The organism is Geomicrobium sp. JCM 19055 (genome assembly GCF_000698185.1).
In the GTDB taxonomy this organism is placed as follows: Bacteria; Bacillota; Bacilli; order Bacillales; family Marinococcaceae; genus Geomicrobium_A; species Geomicrobium_A sediminis.
This window is the reverse complement of the sequence record NZ_BAXL01000030.1, coordinates 1-13,888: the sequence shown is the minus strand read 5'-3', so window position 1 is coordinate 13,888 and position 13,888 is coordinate 1. Positions and strand designations below refer to the sequence as shown.

Below are 13,888 nucleotides of genomic sequence, written 5' to 3'. Positions count from 1 at the left end.
AAAGATCAATCGCATTTTCTACCGCGTCATCTTCATTATCAAAAACTCTGACAATCTTCCACCATGATTACCTTCAATGCACACGCCCCACTCTTGTTTGCTCATTCCGATTCCTCCAATACGTCTATGATTGTGTCTATCGCTTCCCCCAAATACTCATCTTCACCGTCACTAGGACGCAATTCGGTCACAATATCCTGTAATGCGTCTTTTGCTTTAACAAGCGCTTCTCTATACCGTTCAGCTTTCTCAGCTCGTTCAACGAGCCAAACAAAATCACTGTCTCTTGTCTTTCCCCATTGTCTCCGTCTTTCGAGCACTTCTCTTAACATTTGATCATCACTCACTGCCCTACCTCCTTAACTGTAATCTCAGCTCTCGGCTCTTCGCTGTACCACTTACGCACCGTCATGCTCACGACTTGCTTGTCGTCCTGCCAAATGATGCCTGACAGCCCATCTTTGATACCTTTTACGTAATTGTCTACGTCAGGCTTTGTAATTGGTCTGAGCTTTCCCTCTATTGCCAGCACTCGCTTGTACTTAGCTAGGCTTTTCGGAATTTGCCTGTACACATCCACCACTAGCTCTAGTTCGCCACTCAGTAACTTATCTGTCTATGCTCTGCTGCTGCCAACTTGACGTATTGCTTAAAGTCACGACTCTTCTGCGGATCGTACATCCGTATGTTGCCGTTATGGTCTCGCCCTGCTCTCGGTCTGCCTTGTGCGACTGGTTCGCCGTATATCGTGAAGGAGATTTCTTGCTCTGCTTTAGAATCCAACTGGTCGAACAAAGTCATGTAATCCCTCCCCAGTCTCGTGTATCCACTCAACATCACCTACAAAACGCTCATTGAGTGGATTTGGATACGCATTGTAATAAACCACCGTCTTAATTTCTGCAGCTATGATGATCTTGCGACACTGCCAACATGGTTCGTGCGATACAAACAGTGTCGCTCCTCTAGCTTTACTGCCTGCCTTTATGATGGCTGCTGCCTCAGCATGTACGGTGTTGATGCAATGACCATCTACGTGACAGTCAGTGTTGTTGCACTCATTTATTGGGTTATTTTTCCCCGCGCTTACTATTCTGTTTTCTTTTGCGATAATTGCTGTTACCACTAGCTTCTTGCAGTACGTCATGTTGCTTATGCCTCCAGTAAATCCTTGTTTTCATAGATGTTGCCGATGATTTCACAGATTCTATGAACGGCATATACTGTCGATCTATCTGTACGGTATTGACCATTAACGGACTTAACGTCTAATGTTCTCGTTTTTCCCTCATCCGGTAACGTATACTGGATTACATCCCCCTCGAAGATCTCCGTGCCGTGCTTGTCGCAGAGTCCTGTGTATTGACCGACTGACTCAGGAATAACAGGCATCCACCATTCGGGCTGTATGAAATCTTCGTCATGATCGCCAATATCTCCAACAATAAACGGGCTCCCGTTATTCCAGATCAGACTACCGTACACCCAACCGTTTTTGTGAGATATCTCAAGTTCATCTAATCGCTCAACGCTTGTCGCTTTACCACGAAACTTATATCTACTCATCGCCCTTCGCTCCTTTCATCCTTTTTTTAATAATGGTTTAGCCTTATAAATCACCATTGCAGTAGCCATGTATGACTCATCTGTATCTCTCCATGTTTCGTACTTGATATCCACAATATCGCACCACACTAAATTTCTAATAAACTCGTTTATTTTGCTTTGTAATTTTTCTATGCCAGGCTCAAAAAAACAACTCTACTCGTTCACTCGGATTCATCGCCCTTCGCCTCCTTTCTCTTGCTCCTGACGCTCTTTTAAGGTTCGCTGATCTCTTTCCTCCTGCTCGGCAACAAATCCTAATCCCCAAGCTAATAGCGCCCTTGCCATTGTTCGGTCTTTATCACTCATCGCCCGCCGCCTCCTTTTTACTAAACTCAGCACAATAAAAGTCCTCGTCCGTCTCGATCGATTCAACAACTCCGCCACTCCAACCAGTGTGTAGTTCGATGTAAAGCCGTTTATGGATTCTGCTGCATAAGCCATCGTTAAGATCAATTCGTTTCCAGTGCTCGCATTCAGCGCACTTCACTCACTCCGCCTCCTTGTTTCACATTTTCGTCATGTTGTTCATCAACTTGCGTCAAAGTGCATTTTGAATTTCTTTCCGCACCCTTCTTCTAAAGTGTCAAAAAAAGTTAGTACAAGTTAATTCATAAGTTACTCCACACTCAGGGTTTTCCTCTTGCCATTCCTCGCCGCAATGAGGGCATTCGACATTAACAACGATCTCACTTACCTCTGTCTCGTTGTAAGTTCTGTAAATTTCCTCCATCACTCCGCCTCCTTGTTGATGGAGTCTAATATTTCAACTTTATTAAACGTAAGAGCGCTATACTTCATACCGTTCAAGTATCCTGCCAAGTAACTTCCTGCATGACCATTTCTATTTTCATGGCTATCTTTTAAGGTACGATTCTCTTCGTAATGAGCAACAAATTCTTCCTCTGGCGTCTGCTCGACCTCGTAATAGCCCCAACGAATAGCAACGTAAAAATCGTCCATAGAGAGACCGTTAAGTGACTCTAGCCCATGAATCCAATGATCGCCACTGTCAGCATGAATACTCAAAGCAACCCCGATGTTATAATCCGATTTCACTTGTTCGAACGCTTTCGCCTGCTCCTTAGTAAACACTGGTTTTTTAATGTTCAATCACTCCGCCTCCTCACGTCTCTCTCGCCTTACCAGCCACAAATCCCTCTCCCACACAATGTGGAACGGTACGTCCTTATCCCTCATCACATCCGTAGCGTTTTTGATGATGCGCCCTATGTCGTCCATGTGATACGGATACGGTAAGTTGCTTTGTAACTCCCACTCCATCTCAATCTCGGGGCGATCCTTGCGGTATTTAGCGTGCGCCATTGCAAGTTGACTAAGCGTTAACCCTTTATACTTACGATTAGGCACTAACTGGTCCACTAAATCTAGTTGCTCTAATGTCATTTGCGCCGTCTCCTAACTGGCTCAGTCGCTGCTCTTTGCTTTGTCCATTGATGAGTGTCCACCCTCTGCCTGTAAACGTTCATAGGGATGTTGTTTTCCTTCGCTAGTTTTGTAAAAGGGCACACATTCTTATATCTGGCTTCACTCGCTACTTTCGAAACTTCTTGTTTGCTCATTGGCGGTGTCGTTGCTGCCTTTTCCTTGCTCCATCCCTTAACGTTTATCCGGTAGTAATATGCAGGTGCGCTGATGTTGTTTGACTCAGCTAATGCTTTTTTTGCTCCCTCTAGACCGGTCAATCAACGGTGTGCTAATCGCTCTTTCTTTATCCCAATACTGTCTGTTAATTCGGTCATAGACATTGCGTTTACTGACGCCAATTTCTGCTGCGCTTTCATACTCTTCTGGTGTGACGTAAACTTTCACGTTAATCGCCTCCCTGTTCGTATCTCCGATCTAGATTCACAAACTTCCCGTACTCCTTGATGAAAGCCAACTCCACATTGCCTACTGGACCATTTCGTTGCTTGGATAAAATGATTTCAATGATGTTCTGGTTCTCGGATTCCTTGTCGTAGTAGTCTTCTCTGAAAAGAAAAGCAATGACGTCTGCATCTTGCTCAATGTTTCCTGACTCTCGTAAATCACTCATCATCGGTCGCTTATCTTGCCGACTCTCAACGCCTCGACTAAGCTGTGACAAAACGATGATTGGTATATCTAGCTCACGAGCCAATTGCTTTAACTCGCGTGTAATTGCACCTACTTCCAAGTCCTTACGTTCGTACTTCCCAACTGCTTGGATCAATTGCAAATAATCGATAATGACGAGGTGATCATCGTCTGGGTGATTCTTAACTGCTGTACGGATCGCCGAGCGTATCTCTGCAATTGAGTTCATGTTTTCATAGATTTCTAGGTTCCAATCAAGGACATTTGCTATTGCTCTCGTTGCTTTCTCGTAGTCCATTTCTGTAAAAAAACGACTCGGTGACCGCCAACGTTGCCCATCGACTTGACCCTCTGACGACAGAACACGGTGTAGGAGCGATTTGGCGCCCATTTCTAGCGAGAATAGATGAGTTCGAGACCTATGACTCTCGCGACAGTGATTCGACCCCACATTGAGCGCAAAAGCCGTTTTACCCATCGATGGTCTCGCCGCAACAATGATTAGGTCCTGCCGTTGAAAACCACCTGTCATTCGATCAAGGTCGCTATAGCCTGTCGCGAATCCATTTTGGTTCTGTACTTCTGGCGAACTAATGTCGTCCGAAATCTCCTGTAGCCAATACCTAAGGTCTTTCTCTTCCAACCTTGTTCCTGTTTCGCTTACCTCACCTAGCTGCTTGATGAGCTTGTCTAGCGCTTCGTTGTCTGGGTCTTCGGCGTACTTGATCGCTAACTTGCGACTCGCTCGTAATTTGAACCCTTCAAAAATCATAGTTTCATAGTGTTTAAATGCGCTGGTTGTGGCGATGGATGATACCAACTCTGTGAGGTACATGATTCCGCCTGTTTCTTCTAGCCGATCCCCAAGTGCTGTCGCAACCGATGCCAGTTCAATCTCTACGCCTTGCTCATCGAGCTTTTGCATTGCTTGATACATGTTTCGATGAGCGACTTGTGAAAAATGAACATCCTGCAAAGTGGTTTCACGTATTAGCTCTGGTTCAACAAATAGCGATCCAATTACGCTCTGTTCAGCTTCTACGTACTCACTCATTGCCTTTCTCCTTCATGAGCCGTTGTAGCTCTTTGCGAAACTGGTCTTTTGTTTCCTGAGGTACGTTCGCCGCTTCTTGCTCCCACTGCTCCATCTTGGCTAACGTGTCGTTCTCTGCCGATGGGTAAGCAGCGATCTCCGAGAGTGTCGGCGGAAATGGTTTTTCTGCTACATGCCGTTTGAGATTATCAACGACCTTGGTATACTCCATCTTCAACAGACCCGGAATCATAAATTCGATCTTTTTCTCGCTTAATTCAAACCGAGGGTAAACGTCCGAAATGGACTCCATGATGTAAAGTGCTTGTTCTTCTGTCACTTCGTTAGCCCCCTTTTCTGCCGGTATGCATCTAACGCTGCAAATCTAGGATCGTTTTGCCTGCTAGACGCTTTCGGAAACTGAGTTACTTTTGAGTTACCTTTCTTGCCTAATTCATGGGCGCGAATGTCATCAATATTCTTAAGCCCTTTATTCATCCAACCCTTTAGGATTGATTCAACATATGAGAACGAGTTAGCGTTCTGTTTCACCCCAAGTTTTAAAGCTGCAATTACAATCTCGTCTGAGAAGAACTCACACCAATCAGAAATTGATTCAGAAACATAAGGTCTAAGCATTCCAAAATTCTGTTGGTAGAACTCATGTGGATTCTCTATGCGCTCTACTACGTCTCTTTCTTTCTCTTTTTCTTTAACCTTTCTTTCTTGGGGTTCGAATTGTGCACTAGTTCTAGTATCGTTTTGTGCACTAGTTGCAGTATCACTTTGTACACTAGTATCGTTTTGTGCACTAGTATCAGTTTGTGCACTACTAAAACAGTTGTATTTCGACTTTTTCCAATCGCTATATCGTTTATTAAATGCGTATATATTACTAGCATTTGCATCGCCTTTTTTAACCGTAATAACCTGATCATTGATCAAGGATTTTAAGGATTGATTAAGTCTTCCTCGATTTATGCCAGTGTGATTTTCAAAAAAATGACAATGATATGCTATGCTCTTTCCTTTGAAAGCCGTAAGTATAGCGCCATATGCAAAGAATGATCTTTAATTCATTAGCGCTAAACTTGTATTCTTGAACGACTTCCATAATTTCATTTGCGACTCTCGTATAACCATTTTCAGCCTGAGGATTAGCTGCCATGCCTCCTCCCCCTCCTCTGTTATTAAGCTTTTTACTCTTCCACCGTAGCTTTCCTACAAATCGCATTCATCTTTTCGATCCTGATAAACTCAAACTCTGGATATTGGCTTTTGATGTAGCCACGAGCGAACGTCGAAAAGGTTTTCCTCTTATTTGGGCTATGCTCTGCGATCTCTAAATACTCGTAAGGGATCGGCACGTGGTACTCATAGATCATTTAAAATCTAAGGCGATTTCTTCGGCTGATCCTTGTTGCTTCTGCTTTTCGTCTTTTTGTTCGTCTTGTTCTTCATCAGGCACATCAATGTTGTTGGGATCTTCATAGTTTGGTAGATCGATAATGTTATCTACCTTTTCAGCTTCTTCGGTAATGTCACGTCTTACCGTTTCGTCTTGTGATGCATGCTGTTGAATCTCAATGCTGATTGGCAAATATTTAAACATCCGACGAACAACTGTTTTTTTAGCCATTTCCTCGTAGTCAGTTTTCCAAGGACCAAAATTCCCTGCTTTGCTTCGCTTTTTAACTTGCTCAATGTCGTGGTGACTAAAAACTTCAAATTGGTAGCCGCCGTCAACAAAATGCGCTACTGCATATGCATATTCCATATTCCCTCTATCACCTGTTGCTGGCTTATGGACGAGTTTTGGCTCCAACCCTAGTTCGTACTCAAACTCATCATTCGCATGGACTGTGTGAGCATATATGCTTTTGATATGACCAGATCTTCGAGCGAGGTCAATCATGCCCTTGTAACCCATAATGAATTGAACCTCTTTTGTACCCGTTTTTTTATTATTGAAAGGGACCAGATAACAATGACCAATCAACCCGGCTCTAGACCTAGCTGTGCAGCTTGCATCACGGCTCCCATCAAAGATGGAATAGAAGCTTGAAGTAAATCGGGGTTTTGCCTAATCGTAGTTAAAGCAATCCTCCCCAATCGATCCGCATCCATATGCTTAGGCATTGCTCGTTCGAACTCTGGTCCCATCTTTTTGAGATAAGCAGAAATTGTATTTGCCGGGCTGTTTTCTTGTTTTGCAGGATTTGTATTACTTTTGTTTGCGAGAGCACCTTTTACTGATTGATTTGTAGCCATTATTTAGCCTCCTTAACGCCGAAACGTCTGTATGATGACGCTTTTGCGTATTTATCAAATAGATCTGGATAATCAACCTTAAATTTTTTTGCTATCAAAGCGTTCAGCTGTGACGCCTTTCCAAGTAACAATATGACGATCTGCAAAGCCCTTCTCGTATTCACCAAGTTTTTGTTTAAGGATGTTTTCAGCCTCAGTTTTACGTTTCTTTGCTTCTTTTTCTTCGTCACTTGCCTGCATATATTGGCTAATCAACTCATCTGCATCATCCTCAAGCTCTGTTTCCGAGTCAGGTTCCGAGTTCTTATATAAAGCATTCAGAAACTCAGTAGAAGCTTGTGACCCATCAGGTAATGGTGGATTTTGAGCAAGCACATGATCTTCCCAAAAGCTTTTTTTCAATTTGAATCAACTGACCAATTAACTCTTCATCGCGATCAATCTTTTTATAGATAAACTTGTTACCTCCAACTAGTACGGCGATCCACCATGCATCCGCACCTGTCACTGCCATATAGTGCTGACATTGAAGCAAGTATGTTGCTGGGATTTCCTCAGCTTCCCAGTCGCCTTTAAGGTACTCTGATGCGGTCTTGCACTCTAACCCTTCATTACGACCAACAACCATGCGGTCAACGTTAGCAAGCATCCATTCGTGGTCCTCGTGTTGCAACAAAGCATTGCGACGTCTTACTTTTAATCCAGTGCGCCGGGTAAACTCTTTTGCCACTGTGTCTTCCATCACATTGCCCCAGTATGCAGCTTCGCTGTTAGAGGACTCGGATTTAATCTCCCCGGTCTTTTCCATATAAACGACAATTGGTGATTTCCAACGATTCAAACCAGCAACAGCAGATGCATCCGAACCTCCGATGCCACGTTTACGTTGCTCTAACCATTCCGAATGACTTAATTCTGATGTGTTTAAAAGGGCTTGTGTCATGCTGTCGGGTCCTCCTTAATCTGCAATAACTCTTCATAGTGCGTTTCATCAACGAGTACATAATCCGTAGTGGTTTCTATAAATACGCGGTTTCCGATCTGATCGTAATTCATAAAGTCTTGTACCTCTTCTACCTCTGTTGATTCATATTCTTTGTCGCTGTTGATTCGGATGCGTACCGATGCATCCATATCAAAGTCCAATAACTCTGCGATTAACTCTCTTACTGTCATAACGTCCTCCGTTACTCCCATTGATTGCCCGTGGGGGATGCGGTACAATGGAGATATAATTTGGTTTTAAAGACCCCCGAGTCGTTTTGAGTTCCCGCTCAAACGGCTCTTTTTTTGCATTTTGAAGATGGTTTTGACTGTGTAAGCGTCATAGCCTGTGTAGTAAGATGCGATGGCTGCACCGTAGTGGTAGCCGTTTTCTGCAATCATTACATTAATAAACTCCACAACTTCCTTGCGATCCTTACTCGTATTAAAGCGTGTCAACTCTCGCTTTCTAAGCTTATCGAGCGCTAGCATTCTCATTATTTCCGCACCTCCGCCTTATCTCTGATATAGTTTGTAAGACATGTCGAGTCATCGTGTAACAGCACGTCGTCAAACTCTAAATGATCCTCTCCGTCGTAGACGCTGTATACACATCCACTGCAATTGCCTATCTCCATTGGCTCCACCGGATCGAGATACTTATGAGGTAGCACCATCCCGTTTTCAAGCATGTTCTCCCTCCTAAAATGTGATGTGAGCGACCATTAACGCCGCGATGATTCCTGTGGTGAATAGACCGACTAGCAAGAGTTCTTGTGCTTTTTCGCTCATATAAAAACTCCCATCATTGTGATAAACCCAACAACTCCTGTTACGGCTTCTGCCATCTGTTGAATAATAATTGGTGCATCTGATCCTAAAAAGTTAATCATTACTGCATCTTGGCAATTTAACTGCCTTGCCCACTCTCTTGCGGTGTAAAAATCAGGTATCATTTTGCTCGTCTCGACTCGCGACACAATGGCTTGATCGATGTTTAAAGCTGCAGCAAGTACAATCTGTGACCAACCTTTGTTAATACGAGCGCTTTTCAATATTTGCCCTAACTCTTGCGCTCCCACAAATGTTTTCACCCCCAATTTGAGATATGATGAATTGTCATTGCTCGCTAGCTGTTGCTCAAACTAAAATGTAATTAGAACATCAGCCCACCCTCATTGTTGATTGATTCATAATCCACGCTTCAATCTCTTCCTCTAAAAAGAAAATTCTGCTCAATACTCGAAAGTGAGGTATCTCCTCTTTCCGTACCATCTTGTACACTGAATCTTTATGGACGCCGAGATAATCCGCCACCTGCTGGGCGTCCCAAGTCCTCTTATTCATCGCTACTCTCTCCTTTCTTACTCTTATATGAATCTTCAATATCAATCTCTAGCATGATTAGGTCCTGACTGATGACTTCCAAACAATGCTCTAAATATGCTTCTCTTGTGATAATGCTGCTCCACTCTCTTCCGCCCTCTTCATGCTTCATCACATATCGTTCTTTTTTTGTAGTCAATTGTGTCTGTAACATCCTTTTGTATAGCACTTAACCGTTTAACGATTTGTTGTTTGTTCAAGAAGCCTCCACCTCATGCTTGATCGCCATTTCTTTTACAACTGCTAGATAAATTTCCATCAATCGAGCATCATCAGCGATAACATCCATGTTGTTCACTTTGTCGATCTTAGATTTTGCTACTCCTTCATGTGCCATCTTGCGTTGTTTATTAGTTAATCGAGTTGATAGGCTACATTTCGCTCTGCCTTCTAGGAGTTGGTAACTTTCCTTTCGAACATCTGCATATGCCTTGTAACCGCCCCGTTGCAAAGCAATTTTGTTCAAAAGCTTAGTTGCCTTCTCTCTCCATCCAACTTGATTAAGCGATAATACTTCTGATGTGTGAGTGAGTTTGTTTTCAACTGTGGTGATTCGTAAACTTTGTTCTTGTAATTTCCTGTCTTGTTCAACCATTTGGTTAATTGCGCCTTGTAATATCTCTAGTTGGCTTGTTGGATGTTGCTGAACCTGATAACCACCTGTTTTTCTAATGGAAGGAATAACTTCTGAAGTAATCCATTTTCTAAATACTTTAGCTTCGGGTTTACGACTGTCTAGAATCACATCGTAAAGTCCGTCTTCGTTAATAAAGGTTGCTTGTTGCGTTCTACCAAGTGAATCTTGGATGGGGTAGTTTGAAACGACATCATCTTCTAGCCTTGCCCTTACGTGTCTCGAGTTACCGATCCCTAAAATGCTGCATACATCATTGAGTAGGAATATCACTTCGTCATCCCTATTGATCATAGTGAGTTCATTACCTTCGAACATCTTTGTTAGTTGATTCATCAAATCACTCCTATGCTGTAGTTTTTTTGACTCGATTTGAGTCTGTTATCTTCAAAAAAAATATTCATATCAAAACCCAACTCGTCAGCCAATTTCTTAGCTGTCCTACCTCCTGGAAGTCTTGTCCCAACTTCAATACTTGATAGATGACTTCTAGATATATTAAGCTTATCCGCTAGCTCTTGTTGAGTGAAACCTGCTTCATCTCTTAAATCAGCTAACCATTTTCTCATGCATCACACCTCCCATTGACTCGTATTGCGTCTCTGTGTTTTTAGTATAAGACTCATTTTGAGTCATGTCAACTTTTTTTTGATTCTTTTTGAGTCAATTGTTTATGACTCTTATTGAGTCATGTATACTTGAGACATATCATTATAAGGAGTATGGCTATGCTCTCTGATAAATTATCTAAATTACGCACTGAATTAAAAATCAGTCAAACCGAGTTATCCAAACGATTAGGGATTCCGAGGACAACATACTCAGGCTATGAAAACGGATCAAGGGAACCTGATTATGAAACGCTATTAAAGATAGCTAAATATTTTGATGTCAGCACCGACTATCTATTAGGAAAAGACACGAATAAAACGCCTATTAATGACCAAGAAGTAAAAACCTACTTCTACGGTGGCGCAGATGACATCACACCTGAAGAAAAAGAGGCACTTGATGAAGTTGTAGAGTTTGAATTACGTAGACTTCGTAGAGCTAAAGAGCGGGTTGAGAAGGCTTACGAGGGTGACGAGGAATTCAAACGGTCAAGGAATAGATTGGGCGAAGATTGATCTTCTCCCATGTTATTAATTATCTGATATTTCAAGTTAGACACGATCTATATTACGCATTTCTTTTTACACAATTAAAAGGGTTTTTCAGCCAATTATGGTATTAATTTCACTATTAATATAGATATAAATTATTATGGGGGTTTTATTTTGAAGAAGTATTTATTAATTTCTGGTCTAATTTCAGTTATAGTTTTATCGGCTTGCGGAGATGGTTCGAATGCTTCGGAGGAAAACGTGAGTGCAGCTGACAATGAAGAAATTGCTGAAAGTGATAATGAGACTGAATTAGATAATGAACAAAATGAAGAAGAGCCAACTGATGCTGGTGAAGTTAGCGATTATTACTTAGATACTGGCGACTATGTTTTTGAAATTAAAGAAATAGAACAAATGGAAAGCAGCTTCGAAGACGGCATACAGATTATTGCAATCGAAATGTCTTTTACAAATAACAGTAACGAACCTGTAAGTCCTTGGATGGCGCAAGGATTTAATGCTGAACAAGAAACAGATGTGACTGTCGAAACATTAATGGGCGCAAACGGGATGTTTCCAGATGGATATAAAACTGAACTTGTTGATATGGGCGATACGAATGTTAAGCTGGTGCAACAGTAGATTCAGTTATTGGATATGAGCTTCTATATCCAGGCGAACATGTGAAACTATCAGAATGGTCTTTTTCTAACGACAATGCATCATTTGAAAAAAATAGTGGAAACAACAGAATAAGTGGTGATCAGATGGATTATGAACAAAGGTTAGAGAAAGCAAAAAAACAAACTAGAGTTAGCAAAAAAACCCACAAATTAAAATGAGCTTTACTAGTAACTCTTTATCAGATGAAAGAGTTTGCAAAAAGTGCAATGAATTAGATGGTTATACAGATGATGTATCTAATGCTGTAATCGGCGTAAATCATCCGCCATACTATGACGGTTGTCGATGCTTCGCGACTTATGAAATAGTAGGCATAAACAAATAATTTGAATTAACGCCGTCCAGAACGGCGTTCTCTCTTAACTATAAACCGAACATACATTCTTATCAAGGAGGGGTCTAAAATATATATATCAACAATAGAACAGATAGTTCTCGACCTATACCACGAGAATAAGGTGAAATCTATAAGTTGCCTTAACCCCACACTAATTGCTGAGAAATTAGGAATTTATTTAAGAGTAACCGAGGGAAGAACTCGTTCAGAAGAAACATTAGGTATTAAGATAATATTTCTAAATAAGAATCTATCACCTTATGAAAAAGTTTGGGCATTTTTTCATGAACTTGGACATTTCTATTTACACGATTTAGATCAAAGAAAAGCTGTTAAAAGCGTAGCCGATTTCATGGAGATACAAGCGAACCGATTCGCGTACTATGCTTCAATGCCTATTAACTTAGTGATTGATGAGTACAAGCGAGATTCATTAATCACCGTCGACGAATTGGCGCATCGCTTTCAAGTGCCACTTGCACATGCAGAAGTAAGAGCGCAACAAATCCAATCAAAATATATCTTATCAAGGGGTGCAGCTTAATGGCGAATATTGAAAAGCGAGGAAAAGGTAGGTATAGGTTAAATATTAATATAGGGTATGATGCTAAAGGTGTACCTATTAGAGAAAGAAAGACTGTCAAAGCGAAAAATGATACAGAAGCAAAAAAACTACTCTCGTTATTTGAAGCTGAAATATTGTCAGGACACTATATAGCGCCAGAGAAAATGACTCTTGAAGAGTTATATAAGAATGAATGGTTAACAAAATATGCACCTGCAACCTATCGTTCACGACCATTGCAAGAAAATATAAATCTCATTGAACGTAGAATCCTACCTACTTATGGAAGGATTAAGATTAGTGATCTGAAACCTATTCACGTTATCAACTTTGTTGAGGATTTAAAAAAAAGCCTGGTAAACGATTAGACGGTAAGGAAGGTTTTTTATCAGCATCAACGATTCGTAATTCATATAAAGCATTTAATAGCCTGTTAAAGTGTGCAAAATCTTATGGGTTTATAAAAAGTAATCCAGCTGAGGAAGTACAGCTTCCAGCTCCAGAAAAGAAAAAGTCAAAGCTTACTTTTTCCAATGACACAATCTGGTCATATATAGAAGCGATCAGTAATGAACCAGAGGACAAACAGATCATCTTTTGGATAGCTTTTGTTACCTCTGCACGTGAGGGTGAAATAGTAGGATTAGAAGCACGGCACATTCTGGAAGATGACAATGCAATAACCTTTGATCAAGGCTTGACGGATCGAAAAGGTGGAGGGTTTAACATTGAAGAAATTAAGAATCATATTGTGGGGACAGCATCTATTCCTCCCGAGCTAACGGAAAAAAATAATGAGGAGAGTAAAACAAAATAAGAAGCAAAAAAATGAGGATGCGTAACCAATGGCAATACCCAGACAACGAATTTATTATATGTAATGAATATGGACGTCCTTTAAATCCACACAGTATATCCACTTGGTGGAGTCGGTTTATCGTAAAATACGAACTACCTAAAGTTAGATTCCACGACTTACGCCACCTGTCTATAACTTTCCTGATTAGTCAGAACCTACCAATGAAGTCAATTAGTGAGCGAGCACGGCACAGCAATATTGGTACGACCATGGATATTTATGGTCATGCTCTTGTTGATATTGATCGAACTGCCGCTGACAAATTTAGCCAGTTTTTTTTCACAAAAAAAAGGGCTGATTTTAAAATCGACCCCAATCCGACCCCATTTTGGGGTTGGTTGTTTG

Annotated in this window: 28 protein-coding genes and 2 pseudogenes; 6 read left to right on the top strand and 24 right to left on the bottom strand. The window is 41.4% G+C overall.

What is annotated here, in order from left to right; translation table 11 throughout:
• Positions 1-101: 101 nt before the first annotated feature.
• The 24 genes and pseudogenes from JCM19055_RS20355 to JCM19055_RS20245 form a co-directional block, all read right to left on the bottom strand.
• The gene (locus JCM19055_RS20355; protein ID WP_042361059.1) at positions 102-347 is read right to left on the bottom strand and encodes a hypothetical protein; all 246 of its coding nucleotides are present in this window, start codon (positions 345-347) and stop codon (positions 102-104) included.
• A pseudogene (locus JCM19055_RS20350) lies at positions 344-801 on the bottom strand (RusA family crossover junction endodeoxyribonuclease). Before JCM19055_RS20350 ends, JCM19055_RS20355 begins: the two are co-directional and overlap by 4 nt.
• Positions 773-1,147 carry a deaminase gene (locus tag JCM19055_RS20345; RefSeq protein ID WP_052366611.1) on the bottom strand — a complete coding sequence of 125 codons (375 nt, stop codon included), beginning with the start codon at positions 1,145-1,147 and terminating at the stop codon, positions 773-775. Before JCM19055_RS20345 ends, JCM19055_RS20350 begins: the two are co-directional and overlap by 29 nt.
• A gap of 5 nt (positions 1,148-1,152) precedes the next feature.
• Positions 1,153-1,566, bottom strand: coding sequence for a YopX family protein (locus tag JCM19055_RS24865; protein WP_052366610.1), 414 nt, complete (start codon positions 1,564-1,566; stop codon positions 1,153-1,155).
• Between the two features lie 15 nt (positions 1,567-1,581).
• Positions 1,582-1,740, bottom strand: a complete 159-nt coding sequence (locus JCM19055_RS32405) for a sporulation protein Cse60 (RefSeq protein WP_152550006.1) — start codon at positions 1,738-1,740, stop codon at positions 1,582-1,584.
• Between the two features lie 39 nt (positions 1,741-1,779).
• Entirely contained in the window at positions 1,780-1,914 is a 135-nt protein-coding gene (locus tag JCM19055_RS30625) for a hypothetical protein (RefSeq protein WP_265182418.1), read from the bottom strand.
• Complete coding sequence (locus tag JCM19055_RS20330; RefSeq protein ID WP_042361058.1) at positions 1,907-2,095, bottom strand: hypothetical protein; 189 nt, start codon at positions 2,093-2,095, stop codon at positions 1,907-1,909. The genes JCM19055_RS30625 and JCM19055_RS20330 overlap by 8 nt, the downstream gene beginning before the upstream one ends.
• Before the next feature lie 242 nt (positions 2,096-2,337).
• Positions 2,338-2,718, bottom strand: coding sequence for a hypothetical protein (locus tag JCM19055_RS20325; RefSeq protein ID WP_042361057.1), 381 nt, complete (start codon positions 2,716-2,718; stop codon positions 2,338-2,340).
• Positions 2,719-3,012: a hypothetical protein gene (locus JCM19055_RS20320; protein ID WP_042361056.1), complete on the bottom strand. Its 294-nt coding sequence runs from the start codon at positions 3,010-3,012 to the stop codon at positions 2,719-2,721.
• A 261-nt stretch (positions 3,013-3,273) separates the two neighbouring features.
• On the bottom strand, positions 3,274-3,438 hold the full coding sequence (locus tag JCM19055_RS27720; RefSeq protein WP_193745525.1) for a hypothetical protein: 165 nt from the start codon (positions 3,436-3,438) through the stop codon (positions 3,274-3,276).
• Between the two features lies 1 nt (position 3,439).
• Positions 3,440-4,738, bottom strand: coding sequence for a replicative DNA helicase (gene dnaB, locus JCM19055_RS20310; protein ID WP_042361055.1), 1,299 nt, complete (start codon positions 4,736-4,738; stop codon positions 3,440-3,442).
• Positions 4,731-5,057, bottom strand: coding sequence for a hypothetical protein (locus JCM19055_RS20305; protein WP_042361054.1), 327 nt, complete (start codon positions 5,055-5,057; stop codon positions 4,731-4,733). Before JCM19055_RS20305 ends, dnaB begins: the two co-directional genes overlap by 8 nt.
• The gene (locus tag JCM19055_RS24855; RefSeq protein ID WP_052366608.1) at positions 5,054-5,662 is read right to left on the bottom strand and encodes a DnaD domain-containing protein; all 609 of its coding nucleotides are present in this window, start codon (positions 5,660-5,662) and stop codon (positions 5,054-5,056) included. The genes JCM19055_RS20305 and JCM19055_RS24855 overlap by 4 nt, the downstream gene beginning before the upstream one ends.
• Positions 5,663-5,711: 49 nt before the next feature.
• A complete protein-coding gene (locus tag JCM19055_RS25925; protein WP_193745524.1) occupies positions 5,712-5,885 on the bottom strand; it encodes a replication protein in 174 nt (57 codons plus the stop codon).
• 213 nt (positions 5,886-6,098) lie between these two features.
• Positions 6,099-6,988: pseudogene (gene recT, locus JCM19055_RS20290) on the bottom strand (recombination protein RecT).
• Between the two features lie 78 nt (positions 6,989-7,066).
• On the bottom strand, positions 7,067-7,363 hold the full coding sequence (locus JCM19055_RS32400) for a hypothetical protein (RefSeq protein ID WP_370543250.1): 297 nt from the start codon (positions 7,361-7,363) through the stop codon (positions 7,067-7,069).
• Positions 7,335-7,931 carry a YqaJ viral recombinase family protein gene (locus JCM19055_RS32395; RefSeq protein ID WP_370543249.1) on the bottom strand — a complete coding sequence of 199 codons (597 nt, stop codon included), beginning with the start codon at positions 7,929-7,931 and terminating at the stop codon, positions 7,335-7,337. The genes JCM19055_RS32400 and JCM19055_RS32395 overlap by 29 nt, the downstream gene beginning before the upstream one ends.
• Entirely contained in the window at positions 7,928-8,164 is a 237-nt protein-coding gene (locus JCM19055_RS20280; protein ID WP_042361052.1) for a hypothetical protein, read from the bottom strand. The genes JCM19055_RS32395 and JCM19055_RS20280 overlap by 4 nt, the downstream gene beginning before the upstream one ends.
• Before the next feature lie 66 nt (positions 8,165-8,230).
• Positions 8,231-8,470 (bottom strand): hypothetical protein, encoded by a 240-nt coding sequence (locus tag JCM19055_RS20275; RefSeq protein WP_042361051.1) that lies wholly within the window; start codon positions 8,468-8,470, stop codon positions 8,231-8,233.
• A gap of 290 nt (positions 8,471-8,760) precedes the next feature.
• Positions 8,761-9,066 (bottom strand): helix-turn-helix domain-containing protein, encoded by a 306-nt coding sequence (locus tag JCM19055_RS20265; protein ID WP_265182417.1) that lies wholly within the window; start codon positions 9,064-9,066, stop codon positions 8,761-8,763.
• A gap of 70 nt (positions 9,067-9,136) precedes the next feature.
• Positions 9,137-9,319 (bottom strand): helix-turn-helix domain-containing protein, encoded by a 183-nt coding sequence (locus JCM19055_RS20260; protein ID WP_042361045.1) that lies wholly within the window; start codon positions 9,317-9,319, stop codon positions 9,137-9,139.
• Positions 9,312-9,470, bottom strand: a complete 159-nt coding sequence (locus tag JCM19055_RS27715) for a hypothetical protein (protein WP_193745523.1) — start codon at positions 9,468-9,470, stop codon at positions 9,312-9,314. Before JCM19055_RS27715 ends, JCM19055_RS20260 begins: the two co-directional genes overlap by 8 nt.
• 84 nt (positions 9,471-9,554) lie before the next feature.
• Positions 9,555-10,328: a BRO family protein gene (locus JCM19055_RS30620; RefSeq protein ID WP_052366607.1), complete on the bottom strand. Its 774-nt coding sequence runs from the start codon at positions 10,326-10,328 to the stop codon at positions 9,555-9,557.
• Positions 10,328-10,561, bottom strand: a complete 234-nt coding sequence (locus JCM19055_RS20245) for a helix-turn-helix transcriptional regulator (RefSeq protein WP_042361044.1) — start codon at positions 10,559-10,561, stop codon at positions 10,328-10,330. Before JCM19055_RS20245 ends, JCM19055_RS30620 begins: the two co-directional genes overlap by 1 nt.
• Positions 10,562-10,720: 159 nt before the next feature.
• Between JCM19055_RS20245 and JCM19055_RS20240 the strand changes: the two genes are divergently transcribed.
• The 6 genes from JCM19055_RS20240 to JCM19055_RS20220 all read left to right on the top strand — a co-directional run.
• Complete coding sequence (locus JCM19055_RS20240) at positions 10,721-11,119, top strand: helix-turn-helix domain-containing protein (protein WP_052366606.1); 399 nt, start codon at positions 10,721-10,723, stop codon at positions 11,117-11,119.
• Between the two features lie 150 nt (positions 11,120-11,269).
• Complete coding sequence (locus JCM19055_RS20235; RefSeq protein ID WP_042361043.1) at positions 11,270-11,740, top strand: DUF5067 domain-containing protein; 471 nt, start codon at positions 11,270-11,272, stop codon at positions 11,738-11,740.
• Positions 11,741-11,781: 41 nt separating this feature from the next.
• Positions 11,782-11,940 carry a hypothetical protein gene (locus JCM19055_RS30615; protein ID WP_265182416.1) on the top strand — a complete coding sequence of 53 codons (159 nt, stop codon included), beginning with the start codon at positions 11,782-11,784 and terminating at the stop codon, positions 11,938-11,940.
• A gap of 300 nt (positions 11,941-12,240) precedes the next feature.
• Positions 12,241-12,663: an ImmA/IrrE family metallo-endopeptidase gene (locus JCM19055_RS20230; protein WP_042361041.1), complete on the top strand. Its 423-nt coding sequence runs from the start codon at positions 12,241-12,243 to the stop codon at positions 12,661-12,663.
• Positions 12,663-13,052 carry a hypothetical protein gene (locus tag JCM19055_RS20225; RefSeq protein ID WP_042361039.1) on the top strand — a complete coding sequence of 130 codons (390 nt, stop codon included), beginning with the start codon at positions 12,663-12,665 and terminating at the stop codon, positions 13,050-13,052. The genes JCM19055_RS20230 and JCM19055_RS20225 overlap by 1 nt, the downstream gene beginning before the upstream one ends.
• Positions 13,053-13,518: 466 nt before the next feature.
• A partial coding sequence (locus JCM19055_RS20220; protein ID WP_193745522.1) for a tyrosine-type recombinase/integrase occupies positions 13,519-13,888 on the top strand: 370 nt, incomplete at its 3' end.

What these genes read in the sequence shown, in the direction of transcription:
- JCM19055_RS20345 (WP_052366611.1), bottom strand. Translation starts at nt 1,147, where the DNA reads ATGACGTACTGCAAGAAGCTAGTGGTAACAGCAATTATCGCAAAAGAA.
- JCM19055_RS24865 (WP_052366610.1), bottom strand. Translation starts at nt 1,566, where the DNA reads ATGAGTAGATATAAGTTTCGTGGTAAAGCGACAAGCGTTGAGCGATTA.
- JCM19055_RS30625 (WP_265182418.1), bottom strand. Translation starts at nt 1,914, where the DNA reads ATGAGTGATAAAGACCGAACAATGGCAAGGGCGCTATTAGCTTGGGGA.
- JCM19055_RS20320 (WP_042361056.1), bottom strand. Translation starts at nt 3,012, where the DNA reads ATGACATTAGAGCAACTAGATTTAGTGGACCAGTTAGTGCCTAATCGT.
- dnaB (WP_042361055.1), bottom strand. Translation starts at nt 4,738, where the DNA reads ATGAGTGAGTACGTAGAAGCTGAACAGAGCGTAATTGGATCGCTATTT.
- JCM19055_RS25925 (WP_193745524.1), bottom strand. Translation starts at nt 5,885, where the DNA reads ATGGCAGCTAATCCTCAGGCTGAAAATGGTTATACGAGAGTCGCAAAT.
- JCM19055_RS32395 (WP_370543249.1), bottom strand. Translation starts at nt 7,931, where the DNA reads ATGACACAAGCCCTTTTAAACACATCAGAATTAAGTCATTCGGAATGG.
- JCM19055_RS20280 (WP_042361052.1), bottom strand. Translation starts at nt 8,164, where the DNA reads ATGACAGTAAGAGAGTTAATCGCAGAGTTATTGGACTTTGATATGGAT.
- JCM19055_RS20275 (WP_042361051.1), bottom strand. Translation starts at nt 8,470, where the DNA reads ATGAGAATGCTAGCGCTCGATAAGCTTAGAAAGCGAGAGTTGACACGC.
- JCM19055_RS20260 (WP_042361045.1), bottom strand. Translation starts at nt 9,319, where the DNA reads ATGAATAAGAGGACTTGGGACGCCCAGCAGGTGGCGGATTATCTCGGC.
- JCM19055_RS27715 (WP_193745523.1), bottom strand. Translation starts at nt 9,470, where the DNA reads ATGAAGCATGAAGAGGGCGGAAGAGAGTGGAGCAGCATTATCACAAGA.
- JCM19055_RS30620 (WP_052366607.1), bottom strand. Translation starts at nt 10,328, where the DNA reads ATGAATCAACTAACAAAGATGTTCGAAGGTAATGAACTCACTATGATC.
- JCM19055_RS20245 (WP_042361044.1), bottom strand. Translation starts at nt 10,561, where the DNA reads ATGAGAAAATGGTTAGCTGATTTAAGAGATGAAGCAGGTTTCACTCAA.
- JCM19055_RS20240 (WP_052366606.1), top strand. Translation starts at nt 10,721, where the DNA reads ATGCTCTCTGATAAATTATCTAAATTACGCACTGAATTAAAAATCAGT.
- JCM19055_RS20225 (WP_042361039.1), top strand. Translation starts at nt 12,663, where the DNA reads ATGGCGAATATTGAAAAGCGAGGAAAAGGTAGGTATAGGTTAAATATT.